Raw genomic sequence first — 26767 nt, 5'->3', positions numbered from 1 at the left:
GCGTCGGCTGCGGCACCCGAGGAGCACCGCAGCCGACGTGATCGTGACGAGACGTTCGCGGCCTGCTCTACCGGAAGAGCTTGCCCAACTGGTCCGCGTCGACGTCCTGCCCGGCGCCGTTGTACACGGCGTTCGTGACCACCGTCCACGAGGCGCGCGGCCAGGTCCGGAAGGTGATGTGGCCGCCGGCGATGGTGGCCTCACCCTTGCCGACGTCGAACGTGGCGACGTTGGTGGCGCCGCCGATGGCCTTGGTCCCGTTGGCGTAGCCACTGACCAGCAGGTTGTCCTCGTCGGGATACGAGGCGGCGACCTCGGCGTCACCGGTCACCTTGAACGCCGCGTCGTTGTTGAACCAGGTCGGCCAGGACTCGGGCATACCCCAGGCCGCCGGAACATCGGTGTCGTAGTTCTGCTTGAGCAGCGCCCCGGGTGCGTTGAACGCGGCCCGGTCGGTGGGCGTGACGTTCTGCACCGGCAGACCGAGCGACGTGGCCGCGGTCGTGGACGCGCTGCCGAGCGCCACCAGGTTGCCGCCGGACTTCACGAACTGCTGAAGCTTGTCGAGTCCGTCCGGCACCCCGCGAGCCCAGGCGAACTCGGGGGGATTCTTCGCGGGGTCGAGACCACGGGTGATGCTGTTCGCCGAGATCCCCGGAGCGAGCACGATGGTGTCGTACTTGGCGCCCAGGTCGGCGTAGTCGTCCGCGGAGACGACCTGGTAGTTCACGCCGATCTGGTCGAACATCCACATCATCCAACCGCCCGGCATGTTGTTCGCCCCGCGAACGAGACCCACCCGCGTGTCGTCCTTGAGCTTGACCGCGTCGACCTTGGGCACCGCGTTGGCGGCGTACACCGGCAGGCCCGTCTCCTGGCTCGCGCGGGTCAGCACCTGCCGTGCCTTCGGATCCTTCGACGGCACGAGCAGCGCACCGGCGGGCAGCTTCCGGCCCTCGACCGTGACAGCGGCCTTGGCACGGTACGTCGGCACATCCGCCTTCTGCAGGTCGGCGATGACCTGAGCCAGGCCGTACGAGGTGGGGCTGAGGACGTAGGCGCCCCGCTGGCCGGGGTTGGCCGGCATCCGCTGCTGCACCGGCTCGATGCCCTTGACCCGGGTCGTGGCCGCCTCGAAGGGCTTCACCACGGCGTCGACGTCGACACCCAGGAGCAGGGCGAGATTGTCGGTGGTCTCGCTGTACGGCATGATCAGCGGGCATTGGGCGCACTTACGCGCGCTGTCCGGGTACTCGTCGATCCGCAGTAGCTGATCGATCCAGCGGCCCATCGGCTGCTTGGTCTTGAGGATGTACGAGCCCTCGGGGTACTCCTTGTCCCCCACGGTGAACGCCCGCGTGGCCTTCTCGATCTCCGCCTGCCCGAAATCGAGGAGCTTCATCATGTCGTACAGGGCGTACGGGTCGCGCTGGTTCGCCGGAACCACGTACGCGTACGGGCCGCCGTTCCAGTCCTCGCTGTTCCGGTTGGACACGTAGAGGTTGTTGTACAGCCACGACCTGGGGTCGCCGGAAACCGTCTTCATACCCGAGTAGGCGGCGGCTTCCCCGTACTCCACGATCTGCTTGAGCGTCCAGGTCTTGCTGTCGTACGGCAGCACCGACCGCAACGTGTTGTCGGCGGGTTCGAGGATCTTGTCGGAGGTGTAGGTGTACGCGAGGTCCCGGACCGACGCGATTTCGGTCAACCAGGTCGACGTACCGAGGAACGGGCTGTAGCCGATGACGTCGGCGTTCCACAGAATCCCGTACGCGTCATTCCACTTCGAGCCCTTCTTGCCCTCCGCGACCAGGTCACGCTGGGTCTGCATGCCGAGCGAGTTGGACGCGGACACCACGATCGGGTCCAACGTGTCGGACATCGGCTCGTCCCACGGCGGCGACCAGATCCGCGGGGACGTCGTTCCCGCCTGGTGCATGTAGTGCTGGGCGACCGGGCGGTACTTCTGTTCGAGCCGGACCCGGGTCTGCGACTCCTTCTGGGTCATCATGAACCAGTCGCGGTTGTCGTCATGCCCGGCGTAGTGGTGGTACAGGTCCGGGTAGGTCCGGTCGTAGTTGGTGCCCGCCGTCTTGTTGAAGTGGTCGATCACCAGATGCTGCCCGTCGGGGTTCTGCGACGGGACGATGAGCAGGATCGTGTTGTCGAGGATCTGCCGGGTGAAGTCGGAGTTCTCCGTCGCCATCCGGTGCACGACGTTCACCAGAGACTGCGTGGATCCCACCTCGGTCGAGTGGATCGTCCCCTCGATGTAGTAGACCGGCACGCTCTTGGCGGCGAGTTTCCTGGCGTACTCGTCGACCGCGACTCCGGCACGCTTCGCCTCCTCCCGCATCACCCGCGGATCGGAGAGCCGTTTGTTGATGTCGAGAATCTGGTCGATTCTCTTGAGGTTGTGCTTGTTGCTCATCAACATGATCGGGTAGTCGTTGCCGAGTGTCGTCCGGTCGACAACCTGGTATTCGGCCTCGTCCGACCGATCCGCGATGAGCTTGAAATAGCGTTTGACGCTGTTGAAGTCGGCGAGTTTCCCCTCATCTCCCATCTCGAAACCGAAGAAGTCCTTCGGCGTCGGGACACCCTTGACCTTGGCGCCGGCCTGTGCTGCCACCCGCTCGCCCAACTGGGCTTGTACGGGTACAGCCACGAGTCCGACCATGGCCGTGACGATCGCCACGGAGGCTACGTGCCGTAACCTCATTTCGCCTCCTCGCCTGGAAAACTGGTGGCGATAGATTCGTGGCGATGCCGTGAGCCGGTCAACCATTACCACCCGGTAAGATCAAAATGAAGACGATCTTCCCGAGATCGATTGCTCGCACGGCCATCCGTCCGCCGGTCGGCCGATCTTCAGACTTTTGATCCACGCCGATACCAAATATCGGGACAACCGTCCGGTCCACCGACGGTGACCACAGGTGCGCGCCAATGGCCGGCTTGGCACCGTCCACCTCGGCCCGGCTCACCGCGGCACGCGAAGGGACTCCGGACGCCCCCGCGCACCTTCGGCCCGCTAGTCGACGACGGCACCGTCCGACAATCGTGCCCGGCCGGGCACCGTCTGTCACAACCATGCCGTGACCTGCATCTCAAGCGCGCCGGGGTGACTCGAAGTTTCCCCCGCGTTCTCCTGCCGGGCGTCGAACATTCCCCGGCGCGCGGCCTGTCCGGCGCACGGTCGGACGGTGACGCGAGCCGGTGACCTGGCATCACCCGGGCATGCGATCGGCTCCACAGCACCGCAAGCTCCGGCCGCGTCCCCGGAAATCGAAAGGACCCGTCACATGGGTAACCCCCGCACGAGGTCGCGTCTCCATCCGAGATCCGCGATCGCCGCCGCGGCGACCGTCGTCGTAGCCCTGACCCCGTTCGCGGCGGCCGGACCCGCGTCCGCGGCAACCGACGCCGCCGACGCGACTCCACAGCACATCGTGCTCACGCCCGCCGAGCACGCCGACACCGCGCAATCCTTCACCTGGCAGACCGGCGCGAAGGTCACCGACGGTGAGGTGCACCTCCGCAAGGCGGGCACGAAGAAGTGGAGCGTCGCCGACGCCCGCGTCAACGAGGAGCTCATCAGCGGCGGCGTTGCCACCCGCACGCACTCGGTGACCGTCGACGACCTCAAACCCGGCACGCGGTACGAGTACTACGTGGGCAACGCTGCCAAGATCAGCGACAGCTACACGTTCACCACCGCGGGCAAGGCCGGCGATCCCTTCTCGTTCATCTACTTCGGCGACGCGCAGAACGACATCGGCAAGAAGTGGAGCCCGGTCGTCGACCAGGCGTTCCAGCGCTTCCCGGACGCCGTCGGCACGGTCAACGCGGGCGACCTCGTGGACGTGGGCAGCGACAACGGCCTGTGGAACGAGTGGTTCGGCGCGATGGACGGGTACAGCCAGACCCGCAACGTGATCGCGGCCCCTGGGAACCACGAATACAAAGAGGCCGACGTCCTCAAGACCTTCAAGTCGAACTTCGAGTTCCCCGGCGACGGACCGGTCGCCGACTCCACGTCGACCAAGGGCATGACGGACGGCGAGAAGCAGAAGCTCGCCTACCAGAAGCAGATTCAGATCGCGCTCGTGGAGACCGCGTACTACACGGACTACCAGGGCGTCCGCTTCATCACGCTGAACGCGACCCGGTCCGAGGCCCTCGAACTGATGACGCCGAAGGACCTCCCCGAGTGCCACGTCGCGTGCCCGAACCCCATCGAGCTGTGGCTCGACATGCAGCGCGAGTGGCTCGACTCGGTGCTCCGGAACAACCCCAACAAGTGGGCGGTCGCGGTCTTCCACCAGCCGGTCTTCTCGGGCTCAGAAGGCCGCGACGAAGCCGACCTGCGCGCCGCGTGGCTCCCGGTCTTCGAGCGTGACGACATCGACCTCGTCCTCATGGGCCACGACCACAACTACGTCCGGGGTTACGTGGACGCGGACGCGACCGGCACCCCCGGCATGACGACCGGCCCGGTGTACGCCATGTCGGTGTCCGGACCGAAGTACTACGAGCCTGCCCCCTACGACGACAACACGTGGACCCAGAACGGCGCGACCCAGGTCGTCCACGCCGCCCACACGTCGACCTTCCAGGGCATCAGCGTGTCGAAGGACCAGATCCACTACGAGTCGGTCGTCGCCGGGAAGTGGGACGACAAGTCGACAACCGACGTCCCCGTCGGCGGCACACTCGACTCCTTCACCATCACCAAGTACGACGACGGTGAGAAGTACGTGACCGAGGCCGGAATGCCGATCCCCGAGCCGAAGAGCACTGACAAGGTCAGCAACAGGCGCACGGCGGACGAGGCCACCGCCCAGCAGCCCGCGGAGGTCGCGCTCGGTCACGAGCGCATCGGCACCCTCACCGCGCCGACCGTGGCGCAGCCCGGCCCGACGACCGCGAACCCGACCACCGGCGTGGTGTACGTCGCCGACGGCGCGAGCACCGGCAAGGGGCGGATCGAGTCCGTCGACCCCACGACCGGCAAGGTCACCGGCTCGTTCGAGGCCGGAGCGCCGATCAAGGACCTCTCCTACGATCCGGCGTTCAACGGCGTTCTCGTCGCCTACCAGGACGGTCGGATCGCGTCGTTCATCGTCAGCCCGGGCCACTTCGGCGACCCGTACATCCCGCCGATCCCGACCGGGATGAAGGTCGTCTCGGTGCAGTACGACAGCGCCACCGGGCAGGTCTTCCTCGGCCTCGCGGACGGCACCGTGGTCTGGCTCGACGGGGACTTCAAGCCGGTGGGCCAGGCGAACGTCCGTGCCGGCCTGTCGGCCATCCGCCTCGACGACGCCACCGGCACCCTGTACGTGACCTACGACAACGCCGTCGACGGCAAGCCCGGCCTCCGTCTGTTCGACACGCGTAACGGCATGCGCCAACTCGCCGAGTACGCCCTCGACGCCGGTGCCGCCTCCCTCGACGTCGACATGACGGTCGGCGTCGCCTACGTCGGCCACGCGGCCGTCGAGGGGGATGCCGAGAACGACGGCCTCTCGGTCGTCGACCTGCTCGCCGGGAAGGTGACCCGCTTCGACCAGCCGGAGTTCGGCACCTCGATCGGCGGTGTGGGTGTCGACCCCGAGCGGGGCATCGTCTACCTCGCGAGCGCCGACAAGTCTCCGGCCCCGGTGATCGTCGTCGGTCGAGAGCAGGCCCCGAGCATCGACGCGTCCCCGGTCGCGCGGATCGCGATCGCCGGTGAGACCGCGACCCTCGACGCCAGCGGACACGGCATGCCCACCGCGACGGTGAGCTGGGAGATGCGCAAGGGCGCCCCGGGCAACGACAAGTGGACGCCGATCGCCGGCGCCACCTCCGACGTCCTCAAGGTCGTCGCGTCGAAGGCCGTCGACGGGAGCCAGTACCGCGCGGTCTACACCAACTCGATCGGTGGCAAGGTCTACTCGACCCGCACCGCCTCCGCGACCCTGCGGGTCGTGGGCAAGAAGTGACCCAGGTCCGCTCTCGGGCGCGGTACGGCTGGACGCCGACGCATCGGTGCGGGGCGCGTTCCGGGTAGCCGGGGCTCGCCGAGACCGGCGCCGAACCATGGTGGTGCGCCTCCGGACGGGGCCGTCGCGATCCTTCGCGGCGGCCCCGTCCGCGTTGTCCGGTACCCGTCCGCGCCTTCTCGCGGCGGCCCTCGTCCACACCCTCCACCCTCGGTGAGGCGGCCGGTCAGGGGACCACGCGGGTGGCCTGGCTCTCTCCTGGCAGGCCTGACATGTCGGTCTCGACCAGGGGCACTGGAGTACTTCCCAGAACGTCTCCGTCCGAGGAGTAGGCGGTGAGGGTGGCCGGCTGGTCATGCGGCACCGAGGCGGTGCCGGCGTTCGACGCGTCAAGGGTGACCGTGATCGGAGATGCGCTGCCGACCGCCACCGTGACGCGGGCCGCGTCCGGCGGGGCGACGACACGCACCTTGTCTGTCGGCGTGCGCCTCGGGTTGTCGGCCCGGAGACGCCAGCCGATCGGCCGCTGGTCGGCGCCCTCGGCGGGCAGCAGCAAGCGCAGGTCCCTCCACCAGCTTGGGTCGTCGCCGTGCATGGCGTACGCGATGACCCCACCGCCGGCCGGCTGCACGGTCAGCAGCGCGACATCCTGGCCGTTCACGCTCGCCGACCAGCGCACCCGCACCGTCGTCCCGGCAACGGGCAGGCGACTGTCGGAAAGTGCTGTCTCCACGAAGTTCCGTAGGTTCGTGTCGTCGAGCGGAGCGCCCCGGATGCCGCGCTTGATCTCAGTGAGCAAAGCCTCTATGCGCCGCCCGATCGGGGCGGCGTACGGGCCGCCTCCCAGGCCGCTCTGGAACAGCACATGGTCGCCGCGGCTGACCCGGACGACGGGCTCGCTCCACAGCGGCTCGGCAGGCAGGACCGCGATCCCGACTCCACTGCCGTCGGGCCTCGCGAGGTTCTGATACTCCACGGTTCCCCTTGGCGTGTATCGAGGGCCACCGCTGATCGTCACGGTGGAATCGGTCGGCCCGACGACGATCGCCAGACCATTCGACCCGGTTCCGGTCCGCATCAGGGTCATCACGGAATTGTCCTCGCCCTCGCTGTGGCCGGCGTAGCGCATCTGTTCGACGCCGGCCCCGGGCGGACCCACGAACCAGACCAGCGACTTCTTCGTGAGCAGGCCGATCCGCAGCGGCACCGCCACCAGCGCCACCCGGTGGCCCGGCTGGTCGCTGCCGTAGAGCAGGCGGATCCGGTCGCGGTCACCGACCTTCCACATGCCGTCCGGATGCCAGCCACCCAGAGACGAGTCCGTGCTCAGCCGCGCCCGCAGCGTGTCCAGCCAGGCCTTGTCGCCGGTCAGGGCACCGCGCGGCGGCGCGTCGAGCAGCGACGCCGGGGCGGCCGCGACGGCGATGCCGGGTGCCCAACCGGGCAGGCTCACCACATTGGTCTGGACGCCGACGACCATGGCCACGACCGTGGCGACCGCCGCCGTCCACATCAGTCGGATGCGTCGATGCCGCTGCTCGCGCCGCGCGAACGACGGCCACGGGTCCTCGGGTACACCAATGCCGTGCGCGGCCTGCCTCAGCGCGGAGTTGAGCGCCGATTCCGCGAAGCTCTCGTTCATGCCGGTTCCTCCTTCAGCCGGTGCGAGGACGCAATGGCAGTTGCTCCCAACCCGGCTCGCAGCCGAGCCAACCCGCGCGATGCCTGACTCTTCACCGCTCTGACGGAACAGCCGAGAACCTTGGCGGTATCCGCCTCGCTCAGGTCCTCGAAATAGCGCAGCGTCAGGATTGCCTGAGTCCTCGGCGGCAAGCGCCGCAGCGCGGCGAGGAGCAGTTCTCGTTCCTCCACCTGTCCATAGGGGTCCGGCGCCGACGCGCTGTCGGAGGTCAGCAGCGGAACCTCCAGCGGCCGCCGCCGGCGCCGCCAGGAGATCGCCGTATTGACCATCGCCCGGCGTACGTAGACCTCGGGTGCGTCTCTGCGCAGCACCCGCCCCCAGCGCCGGTGAGTTTTCTCCAACGCCGACTGCACGAGGTCCTCGGCTGTCCCCCGGTCACCGGTCAACAGGTAGGCCGTTCGGAGCAACGGCCCCCATTGCCGCTGTACGAACAGCCGGAACTGATCGTCATCCTGGTGCGATGTCACGCCACCTCCAGGCCGCGTCCGCCGCGTGTCTCCGCACGCAGGTCGCGTCCGCCGCTTGTCTTCGTACGCAGGTCGCGTCCGCCGCTTGTCTTCGTACGCATACAGAGCCAGACGCATCCGGCGACAGCCGAGGTTGAGTCGAGAACGTTGGTCGCGGTCGAGTGTCTCCGGGACCTCCGGCCGGGCCGGGCGGGACACCCGGCGGACCAGCTCGGTGGGAGTTCTCCCGCCGGCCGGTCCGCAGTGCGGTTGCTTCGGCTGCTCCCTCCGACGAGGGAGTGCTCTCCCCCGTCGGCGGGGGCCGCGCGGGCCGGGGCGCCGGAAGGATCGGGTGCATTACGACATCGGCATCGGTCGCCCGCAGGGCCGGCCACGGCCTGACGTACGCAGTGCTCGGCTGGGCCGTGGCATACGGGGGCGTACGTCTGGCGTGGACCGTCGGCGAGGCTCCCGAGTTCGGGCAGTTCGGGTCGGACCTGCTCGGTTTCACCGGCTGGCGGTCGGTGGCGTTATGCGTGGCCGCGGGTGTCCTGGCGGCCGCCCTGGACCGGGCCGCGACATGGCGGCCGGTACTCGCGGCGCTCGCCTGGACGGTCACCGGGGCGCTGGTCGCGGCAGCCGCGATCCTGCTGCCGGAGTTGGTGAGCCTCCTGCTGTTCGCGGCCGGCCCGTACTTCGACCCGGTGGCGTTCGCCAGCCGGCTCGGTTGCATCACCGGAGCGATCCTGCTCGGGCTGGCCACCGCCCGATATCAGCGACGAACCCGCGGCGACTGTCCGGACTGCTGCCGGACGGGCCAACCGGGTCACCAGCGGTCAGCACCCGCACGGCGGGCGCGCTGGGCCGCTTACGCCGCGGTGGCCGGCCTCGTCACCCGCTTCGCGGCCCAGTTCGTGGTGGGATTCGACGGCCTCACCCATGACGCCTCCCTGATCGGGTTGGAGATCGGCCTGCTGCTGGCCGGGGTGCTGTTGCCGCTGGCGCTGGTACACCGCTGGGGCGAGACCTGGCCGCAGTGGGTACCGCTGCTCGCCGGCCGCACGATCCCTCGTCCGCTGTTGCTGGTGCCCGGCTTCGGGCTCGGGACAGGCATCGTCGCCTACTTCGGCATGGGACTGGTGCAGTTGACGTCGGGATCGGCCAGCGAATTCTCCGACACGTTCCTCTGGGTGGCGATGTCGGCGTACAGCGTCCTGGGGCTCGGCCTGCTCGTGGCGTCAAGCGATTACCACCTGCGCACCCGCGCTGCGTGCCGGTCCTGCGGCCGGTGACCAGGGGCTACGGAAGCCCGCGCTAATCCTGCAGGAGATTGCGCACGTACCGCAGGACCAGGAACCAGGTCGACTCGGGATGTTCCAGGGCGACGGCGTCCGCCTCCCGCATGCGGCACAGCAGCCGCTGCTCGGCACCCTCCGGGTCGACGCCTTCGTCGGCGCTGGCCTCGACGTCGTACTCGGGCCGCTCCTGCTCCAGCGCGTGCAGGAAATACGCCAGCGCGTCGACGCTGGTGTTGAGCAGGTGTGGAGAGCCGTCCTCCGGGATGGAGTAGACGACTCCCGTGGTCGTGTCGACGACGACGTCGTCCAGCGCGATCCCGCCCAGGGTCAGCCAGGTCGACATGTCGAACGGACAGCTCGGATACTTCCGCGAGACCGCCTGCCAGGCAGCACCGCCGATGCGCAGGTCGCCGTCGAGGAGGCGCTGGTCGGCCTGGAACCAGCCCTGGTCCGGCAGGCCGACCTCGCACAGAAAGGTCCGGGTCGGCTCGTGCGCGATCGCGGCGAGCGCCCGGTCGCCCAGGGTGACCAGTTCATCGGCGGGAAACACGGACTCCATGACGGTCCGGTCGATCAAGGGGCTCATGGAACCGCATCCTCGTGCAGATCGGTGTGGATCGGGAGGTGCTGACACCCACCATCCGGGTGGCGGGCGCTGCACCAGATGAACGAAAAAGGGTGACGGGCCGGAGGCGTGCTGGGGCGTCGCAGGGCCGCCGCCGGAAAGCCGCCAATCGGCCGCGCCCCGGCGTTAGGCTGCGACTAGCTGTTCGTGAGCTGTCACACCGAGGGGCCTGGCCTGCAAACCCGTCCCACGCGGGGCGCGCCGAGCGGCCACGGGCGAGCGGTCTGGCCGGCGGAGATCTGGGTATGCGGAGCGGCGTGGAACGGACACCGGTCGCCGAGTACGGCTTTCTGTCCGATTGCCGCTCGGCGGCGCTCGTCAGCCGGGACGGCTCGGTGGACTGGTGGTGCCCGGCGCGATTCGACAGCCCGTCGGTCTTCGGCCGGATCCTCGACCCGGACGCCGGGCACTGGGTCCTGCGTCCGGCCGGCGAGCGGAACGGCCGGCGCATCGAGCGGGCGTACGTCGGCGACACCCTCGTGCTGCGCACCGTGCACCACACCGACGGCGGCAGCGTCGCGGTCACCGAGGCGCTCGCCTCCGAGCCCGGTGCCCGCGGCCACGACCTGGGATCCGCGTCACCCGCGGTGCTGCTACGCACCGTCGAGGGGCTCAGCGGCCGGGTACGCATGTCGACCGACTTCATGCCCCGACCCGAATACGGCTTGCTCACACCGCACCTGCACTACCAGCCGCAGCGAGTTGTGGCGGCCGCCGGACCGGTCTGCCTGACCCTACGGGCCGGCGTACCGCTGACCTGCGAACGCGGACGAGTCCGGGCGGATTTCGACGTCTCTGCCGGCCAGGTGGTCGGGTTCGACCTGGCGTACGCCCCATCGTTCGGTGGCCCGCCGGCCGCGGAGTTGGATCCGGTCGCCGCGATCGCCGAAACCGTCCAAGCGTGGCAGGTTCTGCAGGACGACCATCACTACGACGGTGGCTATCCCGATCTCGTCCGCCGCAGCTCGGTGATCCTGCAGGGCTTGACCTATCGGCCCAGCGGTGCGGTCGTGGCCGCGGCGACCACCTCGCTGCCCGAGCAGTTCGGCGGCGACCGCAACTACGACTACCGGTTCGCCTGGCTGCGCGACTTCTCGTACACCCTGCACGCGCTGTGGGTCGCCGCCTGCACCGAGGACACCGACCGGCACTTCGCCTGGGCGGTCCGCTCGGCCGGGCGGATCGGACCCGAGCCCGCGCCGATCATGTACGGCGTCGGCGGTGAACGGGACCTGTCCGAACACGAGCTCGACTATCTGCGCGGTTACGCGGACAGCCGGCCGGTACGCGCCGGGAACGACGCCTGGCGGCAGCGGCAAATGGATGTGCCCGGCGAGGTGCTCGAAGCCGCCTACGTGCTCCGGGACCGATTGGGGGAATTCGACGAGGAACTGCGGGAGACGCTGGTGGACCTCGCTGATCAGACGATGGACATCTGGCTCCGGCCCGATGCGGGCATGTGGGAGATCCGAGCCGAGGAGCGGCACTACACGTCGTCGAAGGTGGGGTGCTGGGTGGCGCTGGACCGGGCGGTGCGGCTCGCGCCGTGGCTCGGGGAACGAGCGGACGCTCGGCGGTGGGCTGCGGCCCGCGACGAGATCCGCCGGGCAGTGCTGGAGCAGGGCTGGAACGAGCGGGTCGGCGCCTTCACGGGCGCCTTCGAGTCGGACGAGTTGGACGCCTCGGTGCTGCTGATGCCGCTGGTCAACTTCCTGCCGGCCACCGACCCGCGGATGCGGGCCACGATCGAGGCGATCGAGCGGGAACTTGCCACCGACGGCGTCGTACGGCGCACGGCGTCCGAACCCGCCGGCTTCGTGTGGTGCTCGTTCTGGCTGGTGAGTTGTCTGGTGCTCGCCGGCGAGGTCCAACGAGCGACGGACCTCTTCGCGCGCACCAACGCCAAAGCCAACGACCTCGGCATCTTCGCCGAGCAGTACGACCTGGTGACGGGTGAACACCTGGGCAACACCCCCCAGGCCCTGTCGCACATAGGCCAGATCATCTCCGCCGCCCGGCTCACCGACCCGAACCTCAAATTCTGATCAGCCGATCGACGAGGACGGGTTCGGGCGCGGTCAGGTGATGCCGCCCGCTGCCGGCTGCCCAGCCGGGGGGTAACCCGCCGGCGTCCGCCGAAAAGCTGATGATGGGCCGACGACGTAAGGTCGTCGGCCCATCATGACTACTGGCTAGCGAACCCGCAGCTGCTGATGCACTGCCGAATCGGGCGCGTAGGTCGGGTCACCGGAGTAGGCGACGTGGACCGGGTACACCCCTGCGGACAGTCCGGCGGTCGGCAGTGCGACGACGGCCGCGCCGCCGGTCAGCGGAACCACCCGCGTGGTGCCGCCGAAGCTGACGGCGATCTCACCGGTCACCGTCGGGGCCGTCCGGTGCTGGACCTGCGCCCGCACATCGACGTTCAACCTGAACGTGCCGCCAGCGACGATCGACGCAGGTGCGGCCTTCGCGTTCACCACGACGGCGGCCTTGCCCGGAGGGCCCAGGGTGACCCGGGCCGAGCTTGCCTTGGTCGAGTCTGTCACGGACGTCGCCACGACGGTGAGCGACGACGCGGTCTCATCGGCGGCCACCGCAAGCAGACCATCCGCGGAGATGACGGTGCCTGCCGATCTCGCTCCCTCGACCGACCACGTCACCGCCGGGTTCACGCCTTCGTTGGTCGTCACCTGAGCACTGAACTGCCTGACCCAGTTCCAGCCCTGCGTCAGGTGCTCGGTCGCGGGAGTCACCGACACGGAGTCAACGCCGGACCACAGGTAGTCCCGGGCGAAGATCGTGAACAACTGGCCCGCCGTCATCGCATCGTGGGCGCCCGGAACCTGAGTCGTTTCGGCGCGGAACCCGCGAGACCTGAAGTTGTCCGCGATGGCGTTCTGGGCGCTGAGGCTTCCCTCGAAGACGCCATTACCCAGGAAGGTGACAAACTCGTCCGAACCGATGGCGTCGGCGATGTTGTCGTAATCCTGCGACGTGAGGGACGGATTGCCGGAGAAGAAGCCGTAGGCCCCGAACGTGGTCGGGTAGTTGCGGATGACGACGCCACCCGTCTGGCCGCCGTACGAGAACCCGCCGTAGGCACGTCCCGTCCGCTCGGTCGAGACGTTGTAGTTCTTCTCGATGAAGGGAAGGATGACCTGGACCAGGTTGTTCGCGGCGTTGGTTTGGTTGTACGAGTCGAAGCCGAGGCTGGTTCCCGTGAAGTGATTCCCCATGGTGACGACCACCGTGGGCTCGATCTCGCCCTTGGCCGTCATGTTGTCCAGGATGGTCGGCACATTCGCCGGCACCATGAAGTCGGTCTCGTCACCGAAGATGCCGTGGGCCAGATACACGACCTTGTAGGGTTCCGCGCGGTTGGCGTCGTAGCCGGCCGGCAGGTAGACGCCGAGGTAATGACCGCTGTCACCCAGAACAGTGGTGTACGGCACGTACTGGACGGTGCCCCGTTTCGAGGGGTCCGCGATCGGCACTTCGTATTCCGCGCGAGCCTTCAACTTCGGGTCGTTCTGCTTCTCGGCGTACGGCACGTACACGGCGTCGAGAACGTCGTTGTTCCTGACCCGGAACGAGGACTCGCCCGGGGGGCGCGGGTTCGTCGAGGCAGGATCCCAGATGCGCTTGTTCACCCAGCCCTGCGTCGGGTCCCAGACCCGGTACCAGTAGCTGAGACTTCCGGCATGCAGCGGGACCGAGACCGACCAGTTCCCATTCGAGTCCTTGGTCATGTCCCTGAGAAACTCGGTACCTCCGGAGTGGTACCGCCCCGTCTGCCATTCCTCCGGCTGATACCGCGTGTTGCCGGTGTTGACGTCGAGCAGAGTCAGGTCCCCGCCGAGGCGGACCTGGGTGGCATTCGGGTTGTGGTAGACGAACTTTGCGGTGTAGCCGGTCGGTGAATCGCTGTCCGCCCTGACGGTCGCGCCTTCCACCATCGTGGGCTCGTTCGCGACGGCGGCCGGCGCCGAGGCGATGGCGCCTGTGCCGACTGACATGAGCGCGAGCATCGAGATCGCAAGCCTGAGCCTGCGCCTTCCGGTCGCCTTCCTCATTTGAGCATTCTCCCCTGCAGTCCTTCTTCTTGGTCCTGTTCGGAAACGAGCCCTGCCACAGTCGTCAGGGAACGTGATGACGCACGCCGGCTCCGACCGTTGCTCGGGCACGGCCGGAGCCCGCGTGGATCAGAAGATCAGTGGTACGGAGGCTCTACTGGGCAAGAAGCCACTGCAGGATGGTCTCGTCCTCGTAGGTGGGGGCAGCGGCGAGATGGCGATCCGGCTCGTAGAAGGCCGAGTCCGCGTACTCGGTGTACTTGACCAGCTCGTTTGCCTGGGCAGGGGTCTTCCCGAGCTCCATGTAGGCGTTCCAGATGCGGTTGTAGGAAGCCTGGCCGGTGGTGCTCACGCTCAGGAGGTGGTCATGAGTGCCGTGGGTGATCCAGACCGGCGTGCCGGAGGCGGCGACGGCGGTCGCCTGGGCTGCGATGGCGGCGAAGCCTCCGGTGATCAGGGCGCCGTCGAAGAGTCCGGGGTAGGTGGCGAGCGCGGCCCAGGCGAGCGTCGAGCCGTACGAGACGGTGGACGCGTAGATACGGTCCTGGTCCACGGAGAACTCCCCCGCGAACGTGTTCAGGAGCTCGACCATGACGTCCGCTTGAGCGGTCGCGCTTCCGACCCGCTGGTTCTGGGGCGCCAGGACGATGACGTCCTCACTGGTGCCCGTCCACTTCTCCTGCAGCCACGCGGTCGCGGGAATGTCGGCCGCGACCTGCACCCCTTCGTTGGAGCCGTTGAATCCCATGCCCTGCCCCGGCAGGATCACGACGACGGGGTACTTCTTGGCGGCGTCGTAGCCATCGGGCAGGTGGTACGCGTAGGGGATCATCGTGCCCGTGGTCGTCGTGAACCTTTCGTACCCGAAGTCGTCGGCCAGGAGGTTGATCGCCGGCCTGGTGGGCCGATACGCCTCGTCGGACGCCGTGGCCAGCCGGGGTCCGCGGCCCTGGCCCGCCCTTCCGGGCTGGGCGTAGACGTCTTCGTTCTGTACGACCTGCGTCTGCAGATCAGGGTTGACCTTGACGTAGTTGCCCGTCGCCATGACGGTGTTGCCGCCCGGGTCTGTTGAGTCCAGCTCGACGATGACGTACTTGCCCGGGTCGGAATGCCGATCGGCGTTCACGTCCGCCGTGTCGTTCGTGTAGACGGCGGTGATGGTGCGATCCGCTCGCTTGGTGGGGTCGGTGATGTCCTCCACCGGGTCGAAGCGGAAGTTGTAGAGGCTGTCCGAGACGGTGTAGGTGTCGCGATTCAGGGTTCTCGGGTTCACCTCCGACGAGTACTCGACCACTACGGCCGTGACCTTCTGGCCGAAGGCGAGGATCTGCGTGATCGGGATGATGTTCTGGATTCCGTCGCCACCACGGTCGGGCGGCCCTGCGGTGGCAGTGCCCGGGGCGATCAGGACCGCGCCGATAAGGACGGCCGCCGCAGCCAGGGACGTTCGCTTCGACACTCGTTCTCCCTCCGATCGGTGCGCACCGCTTCCGCAGAGGGCACCCTGGCACCGGACGCTACGCAACGCCCACGAAACAAGCAATAGACGAAAACAAGCCGATAGCGTGCCACCTTTATGACCAACCTGACGTATATCCGTACGGCAATGCACCAGGCTGAAGTCGAACGATCGGTACTGACACCGAGCCACGGGTAGCGCGGTTATGACAAAGCAGCTATAAGTAACGGCTATGTCCACGACTGCCGGCGCTGGCCTCGACAACGGTTTCACCGGCACTGAGCAAGCTGTCCTCCGGGCTCTGTCCGATGGTCGGCGACGTACTGTCGCCGAGGTCTGCGCCGAGCTTTCCGCTGCTCGCAGCAGTGTCGTGCACGCGCTGAACCGCCTGCAGAGCGCGGACGTCGTCGTGGAACATTCCGCACAACGCTCGGCGAGGGGGAGGCCCGCCCGCGCCTGGTCGCTCGCGGCATCGCCCGGCCTGCTCGCCGTGGTCGTGGCCGCGGCCCACGGGTTCCTCGCCGGCGTGGTACGACCCGACGGTGAGGTTCTGGCAGCGGTGCACGGCACGGCGGACCCGACTCCACCCGCCGCGGCTCTGGAGTTGCTCGATCGGGCGATCGCCCAAGCCGGGAATCCGGGTCGACACATCGAACTCGCCGTCCTCGGGCTGCCGGGGCCGTCCATGTTCGCCCGGACCCCCGGCTTGGATTCGCTCGGCGGGTCACACCTGCGACGGTTCCGGGACTGGGCCGGGCGACCAGCCGCAGACGTCGTGGGCGAGCATCTCAATCGCCCCGTCTTCTGTGAGAACGACGCCAACCTGGCAGCGCTCGGGGAGGCCGTCTACGGGGACTCGGCCACGGCCGACACCGTCCTGCACGTCTCGCTCACCCACGGGACGGGCGCCGGTCTGGTCATCGGCGGCAAACTCCACCGTGGCGGCTCACGACTGGCCGGCGAAATCGGACACCTCCACGTCGACGACGGCGGGCAGCTCTGCGAGTGCGGCGCGCGCGGCTGCTTCTGGCAGACCACGAGCATCCCGGCGTTGCTCAGCGAACTTGCCACCGCCCACGGCAGGACCTTCAGCGTGAGCGACCTCGACGCCGCGGCCGCCGCGGGAGAGCTCGAAATCATTCGCGCGCTCCGCGGATTCGGCCGCTCCCTCGGCCGCCGCGTCGCCGATTTCGTGGTGTTTCTCGACCCCCAGGCCATCGTCGTGGACTCCACCCTCGGGGCCGCCTCCCACGTCATCGCGGACGGCATCCGCGAGGCAGTCGACCAGTACACCCCGCCACAATTGGCAGCGTCGGTGCGGATCTCCTCCGGATCCCTCGGCGTATCGGCGCACCTGAAAGGAGCAGCGGCCCTGGTACGTACGGAAGACCTCCTCGTCGACACCGGCAGCACCTCAGGGGTACGCCGCCAGAGCGGTGCGGGCCGCAGCTGAACACCCGGCGCCGTACCGCTACCCCCGGCAGCTGACGGGCATCAGTCGACCCGCAGCCCGACGGACAGCCCGCACCGCCCGCGATCGGATCGCGACAGGTCCGGACGTCTGGACGTCCCCTTCGGCTGGCACGAATTTGTCCCATCCCCTTGCTCTAATTCCGTCATGCATGTCGTCGTCACAGGTGCGCTCGTTGAAAACGGCTCGGTCCTGCTGGTACACCGCAGGCCGACCAAGCGGGCATACCCAGATGTCTGGGACCTGCCCGGCGGGCAGGTCGAGGCGGGTGAGTCGGAACTACAGGCGCTCGCGCGTGAGATGCACGAGGAGCTCGGTGTTCAGATTGTGGCGGAGTCCGCTTCGCGGTTGGGCGTCATGCATGACGGCAGTGGTGCGGACGCCGTTCACGTGGGTGTCTGGCAGATCGGAGACTGGGTCGGCTCTCCCACCAACCGTGCGCCTGAAGAGCATGACGACATCGCATGGGTCGGGATCAGCGAGCTGGCCGGACTTCCCCTCGTACACGGCGTCTTGGCGGCGATGGTTCGTCACCTGCCTGAGTTCGAGTGCGCCCGCAGGCACCTGGATGTCGCCGACCGCAACCAGGATGACCGGGAAACCAAGGCCGACTGTCGTGCATGTGCTGCGACAGATCCGTCAAGCAGGTGGTGGGACTAGCCAGGCCGGCCCCGCGACCGCCACCCCTCGCATGTAGGTTCTGGGCGCTCTGTCCGGCGCGGGGTCCGTCGGCGCCCCGCCTCGGGCCACCGTCCGGCGGCGGTCCTCTTTGGGCAGCTCTGTCCGCGCCGGTTACGGTCACCGTTGCTGTCGACAGCACAGACACCGACTCCAACCGCCCGCCGTGGGGGCCTGTCGCTCGCGCGTATGTCAGATAGCTTGTCCGGTATGGGCATTGATGCTGATCGCAGTCGCGCTGCTAATGGCAGCTCACCGGACGGGAGCGATCGGGTCTCGTCCCGACCACCGGCGCCGGTGCTGCTCGCCGCACTGCTCGTTGCCGCTGGCGCGCTGGTGCCGCTCGGGTTGCTCGTCCTCGTGCTGACCGAGTCCGAGGCCCGGAATCTGGTGCCGGCGCTACTGCTCACCCTGGTCGGCGTGGGTGTCTGCGCGTCAACCGGGTACGGGCTCTGGCGCGGCTGGCGTGGGTCCCGGATCGTGGCCGTGGTGCTCGGCGTGCTGCTTCTGCTGTCGGGGCTGAATTCGCTGGGGTCCAGCGATTTCGGATTTCTGCCGATGGCGTACGGCGCAATGGTGGCGCTGCTCGTGCTGGTTCCCGCCTCCGCCCGAGCCTGGTTCCGTCATTCCTGACGCACCCTCCGTATCGGATCGAACCAACGGCCTCTTCGTGTGAACTCTGGGGTGGCGTAGGTGGTCTACTCCTGCCGCGCTGCTTGCCACCACGGTCGCCGGTGCGGCGGGCCAACGATGTCGTCGCCCCGGTCTCGCTCGTGCTACCGCTCGTCGGTCAGTCCGTTCCCGGGCCGGTCGCCGCGTTCGAATGGGCACTCGTGATCTTCACGGTCGGCTTCGACAACGTGGTCCTGATGTCATTCCCCCAGCACATCACGCCGTCACGGCTCCTGGGACGCGTCAACGGCACCCTGCGCGTGATATTCAGCGGCGCGCTCACACTCGGCGCGGCGACAGCAGCATTCGTCGGTGACTACGCCGGTCCGCGCGCTGCCACCTGGGATGCCTGCGCCGCGCTCGCGCTGGTGTGGTTGCCGATCCTGCGCTCCCCGATGCGCCGGCAAACCCCCGCCCCATCCTGAAGACCACTCATCCTTACCGGTGGTTGCCACAGAGGGGAGAGTCAGCACCCTCTGGTGCCGAGCGCCATCCCGTATGCCATCGACCCGCCCTCTGGGGAGCGGGCCGCTGCCCGGCCCGCCACGTCAAGCGAACCTTGACGCCTGGCGGCGCATCTCCACGGCGGTCGACGTATCGGCACCCGGTGTTGCCGGCGCTCGTCGAGCACGTCAACGCGGCCGTCCTGCCGGATCGCTGGACTCGACGTCGGAGATGCCGAGCCGCCTTCCTGCCGCTGATGTGGTCCACACCCCGCCGGCTCTCAATCGAGCCGGCCCAGGCCCGGTCGATCTCTGACGTTCGATCGCTTGTACGGATGTCGATGTGGCTCGTGCTCCCGATCGATCGTCCGCTGGGGTTAGGGTCCCGTTCACGTTGCTCCGAAATGATCAACGAGTTCGCAGTCGGCCCGGAGAGCAGAGGACCCCCACCCATGCCAGGGAAAGACCAGAACTCATCCCGCTTCACCCGTCGACGACTTCTCGGAAGCGGGGCCGCAGCCGCCCTCGGCGCCGCCTCGTTGGCGCTGCCACCGAACGTGCAGAAGGCGCTTGCCTCGCCGCCGAGGACCCCCGGTCGCCTCAGCGACATCAAGCACGTCGTGATGTTGATGCAGGAGAACCGCAGCTTCGACCACTACTTCGGCACGATGTCGGGTGTCTGCGGCTTCGACGACCCGAATGCGCTGATCCTGGGCAACGGCCGCTCCGTCTTCCACCAGCCCTGGAACGGTCACCCGGACGGCTACGTGCTGCCGTTCCACCTTGACACCAAGAAGCTCGCCGGCCACGCGCTGCCCTCCACCGACCACGGCTGGCAGGGCCAGCACGAGGCGTGGAACGGCGGCAAGATGGACAACTGGATCCCGGCGCACATTCCCCACGACGGCCAGAACGCGCCGTTCACCATGGGCTACCTGACCCGTGAGGACATCCCGTTCCACTACGCACTGGCTGAGTCCTTCACCATCCTGGACCACTACCACTGCTCGGTGATCGGCCCGACCGGCCCGAACCGACACATGTGGATGTCGGGCACGATCGATGTCGACGGTCTGGCCGGCGGGCCCTCACTGACCACCAGTGGTCCGGCCAACCAGTTCTCCTGGAAGACCTACCCGAAGCGGCTCAGCGAAGCCGGCGTGAGCTGGAAGGTCTACCGCCAGCCCGGCGGCCTCACCGGATCGTCCGCGATCAGCAAGTTCACCGACTTCGCCCAGGCCCAGCCCGGCGACGGCTTCTACGAGAGCGGCGTGGCGACCCAACCCCTGGGTCAGTTCGAGTACGACTGCATGAACGACTCGTTGCCGACGGTCAGCTGGATCCTGCCGCCGTCCGGTTACGACGAGCACCCCTCCACCCCGGGCTCGGCCGCGGCCGGTGCGCAGTTCATCGCAGGCAAGATCGACGCCATCGCGTCGAACCCCGAGGTGTGGGCCAAGACCGTCTTCATCCTGTCCTACGACGAGAACGACGGCCTCTTCGACCACGTCGTTCCGCCGACCCCGCCGGCCGGCACCCCGGGCGAGTTCGTCTTCAAGACCTCCACCGTCGGTGAGCAGGGCCGGGGATGGCCCAGCGGCCTCGGTTTCCGCGTACCGTGCATCATCGTGTCGCCGTGGACCGCGGGCGGTTACGTCTGCTCCGAGGTCTCCGACCACACCTCGCAGTTGCAGTTCCTGGAGCACATCACCGGGGTCAAGGAGACCAACATCAGCGCGTGGCGCCGGGAGACCTGCGGTGACCTGACCTCGGCGTTCCGGTTCAACAACGGGCGGGCCGAGGCCCCGACAATGCCGGACACCGTGGGCGACTACAACTTCACCCAGTACGCAATCAAGAACCTGCCGATGCCGGAGGGGCCACCGGCGAAGCAGCAGATGCCCCGGCAGGAGAAGGGCCACCGGCCTCACGTCGGCTGACACCTACCGAGGCTCATCGAGGGCCCGGCCGGGAAACACTTCCCGGCCGGGCCCTCACCCTCTGTACGGGCGGCCGGTACACCAATCATCGAGACCTCAGCTTGCCCGGCCCGACCTGTGCGGTGGCTCCGCGCCACCCTCCAACTCCGAGACCGGGGTTGCCGTCGTCCTGCGTCCAGCAATTGGGGGTGGCACCGATGTAACGCTCGCCATGATTGTGACGCTCTGACGCAGGGATATTGACCATCCCGAGGACCGGGCGGCTCGCCCGGTCGATCCCTTCGACGTTAGGACCTGATGTCTGTTCATCTCCGCCCCATCCGGCGGCGCCTCATCCCCCGCAGTCTCGTGGTCGGCGCACTTGCCGGGCTCGGTGCCAGCCTGCTCCCCGCCGCCCCGGCCGGCGCCGCCCCCTCCCGGGCAGACCTGGTGGTCGCCGCCTCCGTCGCTCCCGTCGAGGTGCCCGCCAGCGGTGGTTGGTCGGTCCTGAGCCTCGATGTGCGCAACTCCGGCACGAAGTCGAGCCAGGACGTGACCGTGGCGTTCACGCTTCCAGCCGGAGCCTGGTTCTCCACTGACGGGTTGGTGATTCCGCCGAGCTGGCACTGCGACCTGGAGGGCGCCGCAACCTGCACCCACGCTCCGCTGGGCGTCGGGGAAATCGCCGACCTGCTGAGCATCCCGTTCGGGATCCCGGCCGGTACCGCCGGCGACACGCTGACCGTCACCGCCACGGCGTCGACCGGCACGGAATCGTCGATCACCAACAACACCGGCCAGGCGCACGTGGGTTACGTGCCCAGCACAGTGGATCTGGAGTTCGTGCCCGCCGCGACCAACCAGCAACTACTTCCGAACGAGTATGTGAATCTTTCCTCGTCGGTCCGGAACACCGGGAACTCTCCCTCGGCTGAGGTGACCGTCACCATCCCGGTGCCCACCGGGTTGCAGGGCTCGGAGACGTCGAGTGAGGGGTGGGACTGCGCGTTCGGCGACGGCCTGGCCGACGGCCGGACTGGCTGGCGCTGCATCCACGGCCCGCTGCAGCCGGGCCAGACGAGTGAGGAGCTGTACTACGGCGGGCTCCTCACCGCCACCACGGTCGGCGACGTCGTGACAGTGGAGGCGACCGCGGCGACGACGCCGCTGGAAACGACCACCGAGAACAACACTGCCCGGCACACCATCACGGTCGAGCAGGGGGCCATCGTCCGCGGCACCGTCTGGGTGGACGGCAACAACAACCAGGTATGGGACGCGTGCGAGGTGGGCGCCCCGGTCGGCCCCGAGGGGATCGACCGCATCAGCGTGCTGCCGGCCCCCGGCCAGTCCGGCTCCGGCGGGCTGACCACCGTCAACCCCGACGGCACCTTCACTGCCTACGTTCGTTCGGGCACCTACCGCGTGGAGTTTCAGGTCAACCACCCGCACGACTTCATCGACTCGGTCGACTCGGACCTGGTCTACTACTGGAACGAGACCGGTGGTGCCAACTACGGCTACACCGACTGGGTCACCGTAGCTACGGGTGATGAGGTGACGCTGGACGCGGGCGTGCGGTCACGCTTCATTCAAACCTGCTGATATTCCTCGGCGCCGTTCCGGCGGCTCCGGGCGGTCCGGTCTCCCGGCCGGGCCGCCCGGATCGCATCGGGGGCTCACGGCAGATGTCATCGCGGAGGTCCCGGCGGATCCGGAGGCCAAGGAACCAGTGCAGCAGGGCGATGGCCTGTTCCACGACCAGCGTCGGGTGCCGAACTTAGAACCGTGCGGGACACCGCGTCGGGCGATGACGGGTGTGATGCCCCGACTGCGTAGCTGGCGGCGGTAGGTGTCGAAAATGTAGCCGCGGTCGGCGTAGATCCGGTGCATCGCTGGCTGGCCCGCTATCAGAGCGAGGGCTTGTAAGGGCTGGTAGATCATTCCAGCCGTCCGTGTTCCTCACCGCGGAAGACGGTGCCGGAGGTGGAGACGCTGGCGTGTGAGCTGCGCCGGAATCATCCTCGCTGGCGTTCCCATCGTCTGGTCTTCGAGCTGGGCCGCCGTGACTGTCCTGCGACTCGCGGATGGTGGTGAGGCGAAGGGTCCTCACCGACGTTGAGCCGCCTCATTGCCTGACGTTGCCAGAAGGAATTTGGCGAGAAGCCTCGCGTCCGCCCGCGATCTCCGATGTCGGAGTCGGCCCCGGCACCTGTCCGCCGCTCGGCGGAACCTCCCGACCCGCGCGCGACCCGCTCGTGCGCAGGGCTGACTGCTCGCTTGGCGGTCGATGTGCACGATCGGGGTTCGGCCAGTCAAATACCCGACGGACAAGCCTGGGAGATCAAACTGGTGCCGGTCGTGTTCGGGATTGTCCTGGATCTCTGCCCTCCCCTCGCTCCCGAGCACCCGCCAAGCGCCTCCTTCGCCGCTAGGATGCAAATTCCGAGGCGCATCGCACCACCGGAGGGCGCGAATGCTTGGGTTCAAAAGAACGGTTAGGACGAAAGCATCCGCATGGCGCTACAGGCTGTGGCGATACCGACTCACCTCCGTCGGTCTGGTTCTGTCCTCGTTTGGATTGGCAACGGCACAAGTCAACCTGCCTCGGCAAGTCAGTGTGGTTGCGGGCCTTGCAGGGGCTACCCTCTCCCTCATGGAGATCCGGACCAATCACCGTCGTTCAAGGGAATTGCGTTTCCAGCCAAGAGAGGGCGACACCTACAGCGATGTAGTCGACCATTCGATCAGCCTCGGGCCGAGCATAAGAAGCGCGCGAGACGTCGGTATAGCACTGTCCCGCGAAAACGCCGAACTGCGCCGACGTCCCATCCGAGCCATTATCGAGACTCCCGACTACAGGCTTCCCCGCGACCTGAGGACCTGGTCCGTCGACTACCTAGGCCACCGCGCCAAGACGGGAAGAATTTACAACGACCGTACGCTCTGTTTGGCGTCTGACCTTCTAGGCGACGATGTCGTCAAGCTCAGGGCCAGCAGCTATTTCGACTTTTTGTGCAGCAATTTGCTCGCCCCCTTGGATATTTGGCAGGCAGGTCGCGAGAGTCCCGTCCTTCGCGGTCGAGACCTCATCCTCGATGTGGAAGGCCGACTGATCTCATTTAGGCGAAGTCGTCTAGCAAACCTGATCGGCGTGTCGACGCTTGCCTTCACCACCAGCGGACAGCTGCTTCTTGTGGCGCAGACTCCCGAAAACATTGGCAGCCCTGGCTTGCTTGCCCCTTCCGGGTCAGGCGCGCTCGAACCTAAGGACGTGCCCCGCAGAATGGCCGACTGGACCATCCAGCAAATCGTGATCAACGGAGCCGAACGCGAACTGCGGGAAGAGTGCCACCTGAAGGCGAGCGAGGTACTGGGCAGCTCTGTCGTCGGCCACGGCAGGTGGATCAGCCGCGGGGCGATGCCCGAGTTCTGCACAGCAACGCTCCTAAACATCACCAGTGATCAAATGCGCGAAAAGACGCTCCGCCGGGTAGAACGATCCTTCGTCCATGATGTCATTCCGGTCAGCCTCGCCCCCGTACGGTTCTGGGATCCCGGTCGGCCACTCGAAATTCTTCCCCGGAAGCATCGAGACGCGGTTTCCTGGCCTTTAGCACTTGCGTTGGCCTGCCTAGCAGAATGCATCAATGATAAGTCCTGGCCATTGCGCAAAGACTTGTTGTCCCGGCTGGACGGTTAGACAGCAAAAAGGGTAGAGCATGACCGTGGCCGGGCTGCTCCAGCAGGCGAAACGTCTACCCCCTAGGCAGCGCCACCCGTGATCATTCCGCGCCGGTGCCGGATCTTGCGACACTGGCTGACTTGCTCACTACGAGTCAGTCCCCCGGCGCTGGTTCATCCCCCGGCCCTCATGGGCATGCCTGAGCCTTGAATCAGAGCGGCGCTGGTCGTAGCTGCCCTGGATGGTCGTCATGTCCGGGCCGGTGGCCCACCACCCTTCCGCGAAGTCGGGTGCCAATCGGCGGCAGCGGCCGGCCACGCGGCCACGTCGCGAGGTCGAACAGAGCTATTGCGTCCGGTACCTCGTCGAGTTGGGCGAAGACCCCGAACGCAGCCTCGGCAACCACGACGCTGCTGACCCGGAACGAGCGCGACCTTGACCCGCCGAGGCGATCCCCATCGTCCATCGTTGTCCGCCCACGTCCACCCTGATCGTCACTCAGCCAGTCACCCAGGACCGTAAGGTTGCGACCGTGGACAACAGCCAGCAACCGAACCTCGACGAGATAGAGGCATGGCTGCTTGCCGTTGTCGATGGTCGCGAGACCCGGAACTCTGCTGACCGGTGGGCTCACCGGTGGGTGACCGACGACGAGCTTTGCTGGGGCGACGTGGAGTGGTGGGCGCTGAATCTGCTCTATGGCGTCGATCTCCCGGCCGGACCAGACGCAGGCTTCTTACATGATGAGTTTCAGGTACGGCAATGGCTAACAGAGCTGCAGGCTCGACGAGCCGCACGCCGCGCGACCCCTTCGGTGTGAACTCTCGGCAGGCCGCCTGGATCGGGCTTGATGCGAGGTCATCCGGGCTGCTGGCGTGCTTCTCGGCTCGGTTCGGCTGGCTCGGCTGCTGTACTTCGCTGCTGTACTGCTGGCATCAGACGAGGCGCTGGATGCGGACCTTTGGGCGCTCGTTCTTGAGGTGTCCGTGCTTGTGCTGGCGGACCTGCTCGTCCCAGACCTCCTGGTCGTAGTCCGGGTTCGGCGGGATCCACCGGTGGGAGCCGTCGCTGTAGTGGAACTTCTCGTCGCCGGGCCGCAGGATGCTCATCGAATCCAGCCGAGGAAGCGTCGGTGCAGGCGGCCGGCGGGCGCGTGGGCCAGGTCCTGGGCAGCGTTGACGAGCTGGGCGGTCAGGTAAAGGGCCAGCGATACGGATGCGCGGTCGTACTCGGCTCGCAGCTCCCGCCGCCGAGTTTGGCAGGGCCACTCCCCCGCGCAGCCGCCGCACGTCCAGGCTGGCTTGATCGGGTGGTGAGTGGTCATCGCGGGCCGTCCTGGCTGGGCCAGTGGCCGCGGTTGATCGGGATGCGGTGACGGCTTCGGCAGGGCAGGGTCGCGCCGCATCGGCAGACACGCCGCCAGTGCCGCCAAGACCAAACGGGTCGATGGCGACGGGCGAGGGTCAGCGCGACGGCTAGGAGGTACCCGTCATACGGCACACGCGGTCGACCGCCATCGGCCCCGCCGTCACGGGTGATCCGCCGACGATCGCCAGCGCGCCCGTGATCCAGAGCAGGATTTGCGGTCCAAACGCCTGCGTTGTTCGGCCTGGTCACCATGCCTCCCGCCAATGACCGGTGGAGCCGTGGGCACCCGCTTCGGGAGACGAGCACCCACGGCAGGACCCCCTTGCCGCCAAGCTGGGTAGCCCCACGAGCAACTTAAGACGCAATGTGCGCAGGGTCAACAGCTGACGCACATAGCGTTGTAAGTCGAGCCTCGGGTGTGTTCTGCTAGCACCAGCCGCCAAGCTGGGAGCACCACCTATGTCTGAAGCCGCCTACCTACAGGTCGCCCGAGATATCCGCGAGCAGATCAGCTCCGGCCAGTTGAAGCCGGGCGACAAGCTGCCGTCCTTCGCCGCCCTCTGCGACCACTACGACGTGAGCAACACCGTCATCCGCGCCGCGATGCTCATCCTCAAAGCCGAGGGGCTGATTGACGGCCGGCAAGGCAAGGGCGTGTACATCGCGAACCCCCTCCCCCGGTAGACCGGGAGTGCCGAACTGGTCGACTCCGGCCGCGCTCGCTCGGCTCGTGACCCCTCGCTTGCAAGCTCTGTGCGCGTCGTCCCGCATCGTCCGTCCTCGTTGCGACCTCGGACGATCGTCCGCACTCGTCCGCCAGCGGGCGTCCTCGTGCGAGCAGGTTGCTAATGAGAGTTGCCGGGTCGGTTGCGGCAGACTCGGATCCGGTAGCTGCTGGCGGGTGAGCACTCGCGGTTGCAGGACGCGTTCGCAGT

At 67.6% G+C, this 26767-nt stretch carries 22 protein-coding genes and 1 pseudogene; 13 read left to right on the top strand and 10 right to left on the bottom strand.

Going from position 1 to position 26767, the window contains the following annotated elements; all coding sequences use genetic code 11:
- Nucleotides 1-67 precede the first annotated feature (67 nt).
- Nucleotides 68-2668 (bottom strand): M14 family zinc carboxypeptidase, encoded by a 2601-nt coding sequence (locus tag ABZS42_RS26885; protein ID WP_355149839.1) that lies wholly within the window; start codon nt 2666-2668, stop codon nt 68-70.
- A gap of 112 nt (nt 2669-2780) precedes the next feature.
- On the bottom strand, nt 2781-2987 hold the full coding sequence (locus ABZS42_RS26880) for a hypothetical protein (protein WP_355149837.1): 207 nt from the start codon (nt 2985-2987) through the stop codon (nt 2781-2783).
- A gap of 318 nt (nt 2988-3305) precedes the next feature.
- Between ABZS42_RS26880 and ABZS42_RS26875 the strand changes: the two genes are divergently transcribed.
- Nucleotides 3306-5990, top strand: a complete 2685-nt coding sequence (locus ABZS42_RS26875) for a fibronectin type III domain-containing protein (RefSeq protein WP_355149835.1) — start codon at nt 3306-3308, stop codon at nt 5988-5990.
- Nucleotides 5991-6216: 226 nt separating this feature from the next.
- On the opposite strand, the gene ABZS42_RS26870 is transcribed toward ABZS42_RS26875, so the two are convergent.
- Nucleotides 6217-7632 carry a hypothetical protein gene (locus ABZS42_RS26870; RefSeq protein WP_355149833.1) on the bottom strand — a complete coding sequence of 472 codons (1416 nt, stop codon included), beginning with the start codon at nt 7630-7632 and terminating at the stop codon, nt 6217-6219.
- Entirely contained in the window at nt 7629-8159 is a 531-nt protein-coding gene (locus tag ABZS42_RS26865; RefSeq protein WP_355149831.1) for a SigE family RNA polymerase sigma factor, read from the bottom strand. Before ABZS42_RS26865 ends, ABZS42_RS26870 begins: the two co-directional genes overlap by 4 nt.
- Nucleotides 8160-8563: 404 nt before the next feature.
- Here ABZS42_RS26865 and ABZS42_RS26860 point away from each other — a divergent pair, with 404 nt between their 5' ends.
- Complete coding sequence (locus tag ABZS42_RS26860; RefSeq protein ID WP_355149829.1) at nt 8564-9430, top strand: hypothetical protein; 867 nt, start codon at nt 8564-8566, stop codon at nt 9428-9430.
- Nucleotides 9431-9452: 22 nt separating this feature from the next.
- Here the strand turns inward: ABZS42_RS26860 and ABZS42_RS26855 are convergent, their stop codons facing one another.
- The gene (locus ABZS42_RS26855) at nt 9453-10022 is read right to left on the bottom strand and encodes an SUKH-4 family immunity protein (RefSeq protein WP_355149828.1); all 570 of its coding nucleotides are present in this window, start codon (nt 10020-10022) and stop codon (nt 9453-9455) included.
- 296 nt (nt 10023-10318) lie between these two features.
- Here ABZS42_RS26855 and ABZS42_RS26850 point away from each other — a divergent pair, with 296 nt between their 5' ends.
- Nucleotides 10319-12106: a glycoside hydrolase family 15 protein gene (locus ABZS42_RS26850; protein WP_355149826.1), complete on the top strand. Its 1788-nt coding sequence runs from the start codon at nt 10319-10321 to the stop codon at nt 12104-12106.
- A gap of 147 nt (nt 12107-12253) precedes the next feature.
- Here the strand turns inward: ABZS42_RS26850 and ABZS42_RS26845 are convergent, their stop codons facing one another.
- Both ABZS42_RS26845 and ABZS42_RS26840 read right to left on the bottom strand, forming a co-directional pair.
- Nucleotides 12254-14137 (bottom strand): Ig-like domain repeat protein, encoded by a 1884-nt coding sequence (locus ABZS42_RS26845; RefSeq protein WP_355149824.1) that lies wholly within the window; start codon nt 14135-14137, stop codon nt 12254-12256.
- A gap of 154 nt (nt 14138-14291) precedes the next feature.
- Nucleotides 14292-15596: a hypothetical protein gene (locus ABZS42_RS26840; RefSeq protein WP_355149822.1), complete on the bottom strand. Its 1305-nt coding sequence runs from the start codon at nt 15594-15596 to the stop codon at nt 14292-14294.
- Nucleotides 15597-16005: 409 nt separating this feature from the next.
- Here ABZS42_RS26840 and ABZS42_RS26835 point away from each other — a divergent pair, with 409 nt between their 5' ends.
- The 6 genes from ABZS42_RS26835 (at nt 16006) to ABZS42_RS26810 (ending at nt 22384) form a co-directional block, all read left to right on the top strand.
- Nucleotides 16006-17049, top strand: coding sequence for an ROK family protein (locus ABZS42_RS26835; RefSeq protein WP_355149820.1), 1044 nt, complete (start codon nt 16006-16008; stop codon nt 17047-17049).
- Nucleotides 17050-17214: 165 nt separating this feature from the next.
- On the top strand, nt 17215-17727 hold the full coding sequence (locus ABZS42_RS26830) for an NUDIX domain-containing protein (protein ID WP_355149818.1): 513 nt from the start codon (nt 17215-17217) through the stop codon (nt 17725-17727).
- Between the two features lie 315 nt (nt 17728-18042).
- Nucleotides 18043-18378 (top strand): hypothetical protein, encoded by a 336-nt coding sequence (locus tag ABZS42_RS26825; protein WP_355149816.1) that lies wholly within the window; start codon nt 18043-18045, stop codon nt 18376-18378.
- Between the two features lie 101 nt (nt 18379-18479).
- On the top strand, nt 18480-18842 hold the full coding sequence (locus tag ABZS42_RS26820; RefSeq protein ID WP_355149814.1) for a hypothetical protein: 363 nt from the start codon (nt 18480-18482) through the stop codon (nt 18840-18842).
- A 470-nt stretch (nt 18843-19312) separates the two neighbouring features.
- A complete protein-coding gene (locus tag ABZS42_RS26815) occupies nt 19313-20800 on the top strand; it encodes an alkaline phosphatase family protein (protein ID WP_355149812.1) in 1488 nt (495 codons plus the stop codon).
- A gap of 297 nt (nt 20801-21097) precedes the next feature.
- On the top strand, nt 21098-22384 hold the full coding sequence (locus tag ABZS42_RS26810) for a hypothetical protein (RefSeq protein WP_355149810.1): 1287 nt from the start codon (nt 21098-21100) through the stop codon (nt 22382-22384).
- Here the strand turns inward: ABZS42_RS26810 and ABZS42_RS26805 are convergent.
- A pseudogene (locus ABZS42_RS26805) lies at nt 22368-22663 on the bottom strand (hypothetical protein); the annotation flags it as partial. The gene ABZS42_RS26810 and the pseudogene ABZS42_RS26805 overlap by 17 nt on opposite strands.
- A gap of 48 nt (nt 22664-22711) precedes the next feature.
- Here ABZS42_RS26805 and ABZS42_RS26800 point away from each other — a divergent pair.
- From ABZS42_RS26800 to ABZS42_RS26790, 3 genes are all read left to right on the top strand, one after another.
- Nucleotides 22712-22876 carry a hypothetical protein gene (locus ABZS42_RS26800; RefSeq protein ID WP_355149881.1) on the top strand — a complete coding sequence of 55 codons (165 nt, stop codon included), beginning with the start codon at nt 22712-22714 and terminating at the stop codon, nt 22874-22876.
- A 559-nt stretch (nt 22877-23435) separates the two neighbouring features.
- Complete coding sequence (locus tag ABZS42_RS26795) at nt 23436-24482, top strand: hypothetical protein (RefSeq protein ID WP_355149808.1); 1047 nt, start codon at nt 23436-23438, stop codon at nt 24480-24482.
- 514 nt (nt 24483-24996) lie between these two features.
- Nucleotides 24997-25284, top strand: a complete 288-nt coding sequence (locus ABZS42_RS26790; RefSeq protein ID WP_355149806.1) for a hypothetical protein — start codon at nt 24997-24999, stop codon at nt 25282-25284.
- Between the two features lie 115 nt (nt 25285-25399).
- On the opposite strand, the gene ABZS42_RS26785 is transcribed toward ABZS42_RS26790, so the two are convergent.
- Together ABZS42_RS26785 and ABZS42_RS26780 are read right to left on the bottom strand one after the other, a co-directional pair.
- Entirely contained in the window at nt 25400-25573 is a 174-nt protein-coding gene (locus tag ABZS42_RS26785) for a hypothetical protein (RefSeq protein WP_355149804.1), read from the bottom strand.
- Nucleotides 25570-25788 (bottom strand): flavin reductase, encoded by a 219-nt coding sequence (locus ABZS42_RS26780; protein ID WP_355149802.1) that lies wholly within the window; start codon nt 25786-25788, stop codon nt 25570-25572. The genes ABZS42_RS26785 and ABZS42_RS26780 overlap by 4 nt, the downstream gene beginning before the upstream one ends.
- Before the next feature lie 503 nt (nt 25789-26291).
- Between ABZS42_RS26780 and ABZS42_RS26775 the strand changes: the two genes are divergently transcribed.
- Nucleotides 26292-26516 (top strand): winged helix-turn-helix domain-containing protein, encoded by a 225-nt coding sequence (locus tag ABZS42_RS26775; protein WP_355149800.1) that lies wholly within the window; start codon nt 26292-26294, stop codon nt 26514-26516.
- Nucleotides 26517-26767 lie beyond the last annotated feature (251 nt).

The sequence above is a fragment of the Micromonospora sp. NPDC005367 genome (assembly GCF_040606825.1).
In the GTDB taxonomy this organism is placed as follows: domain Bacteria; phylum Actinomycetota; class Actinomycetes; order Mycobacteriales; family Micromonosporaceae; genus Micromonospora.
Note: the sequence above shows the minus strand (reverse complement) of the source record. Positions and strands in the feature narration are given on the sequence as shown.

Excerpts from the sequence above, each read along its gene's own strand:
- ABZS42_RS26875 (WP_355149835.1), top strand. The coding sequence starts at position 3,306 with ATGGGTAACCCCCGCACGAGGTCGCGTCTCCATCCGAGATCCGCGATC.
- ABZS42_RS26870 (WP_355149833.1), bottom strand. The coding sequence starts at position 7,632 with ATGAACGAGAGCTTCGCGGAATCGGCGCTCAACTCCGCGCTGAGGCAG.
- ABZS42_RS26855 (WP_355149828.1), bottom strand. The coding sequence starts at position 10,022 with ATGAGCCCCTTGATCGACCGGACCGTCATGGAGTCCGTGTTTCCCGCC.
- ABZS42_RS26845 (WP_355149824.1), bottom strand. The coding sequence starts at position 14,137 with ATGAGGAAGGCGACCGGAAGGCGCAGGCTCAGGCTTGCGATCTCGATG.
- ABZS42_RS26830 (WP_355149818.1), top strand. The coding sequence starts at position 17,215 with ATGCATGTCGTCGTCACAGGTGCGCTCGTTGAAAACGGCTCGGTCCTG.
- ABZS42_RS26815 (WP_355149812.1), top strand. The coding sequence starts at position 19,313 with ATGCCAGGGAAAGACCAGAACTCATCCCGCTTCACCCGTCGACGACTT.
- ABZS42_RS26810 (WP_355149810.1), top strand. The coding sequence starts at position 21,098 with ATGTCTGTTCATCTCCGCCCCATCCGGCGGCGCCTCATCCCCCGCAGT.
- ABZS42_RS26795 (WP_355149808.1), top strand. The coding sequence starts at position 23,436 with ATGGAGATCCGGACCAATCACCGTCGTTCAAGGGAATTGCGTTTCCAG.
- ABZS42_RS26785 (WP_355149804.1), bottom strand. The coding sequence starts at position 25,573 with ATGAGCATCCTGCGGCCCGGCGACGAGAAGTTCCACTACAGCGACGGC.
- ABZS42_RS26780 (WP_355149802.1), bottom strand. The coding sequence starts at position 25,788 with ATGACCACTCACCACCCGATCAAGCCAGCCTGGACGTGCGGCGGCTGC.
- ABZS42_RS26775 (WP_355149800.1), top strand. The coding sequence starts at position 26,292 with ATGTCTGAAGCCGCCTACCTACAGGTCGCCCGAGATATCCGCGAGCAG.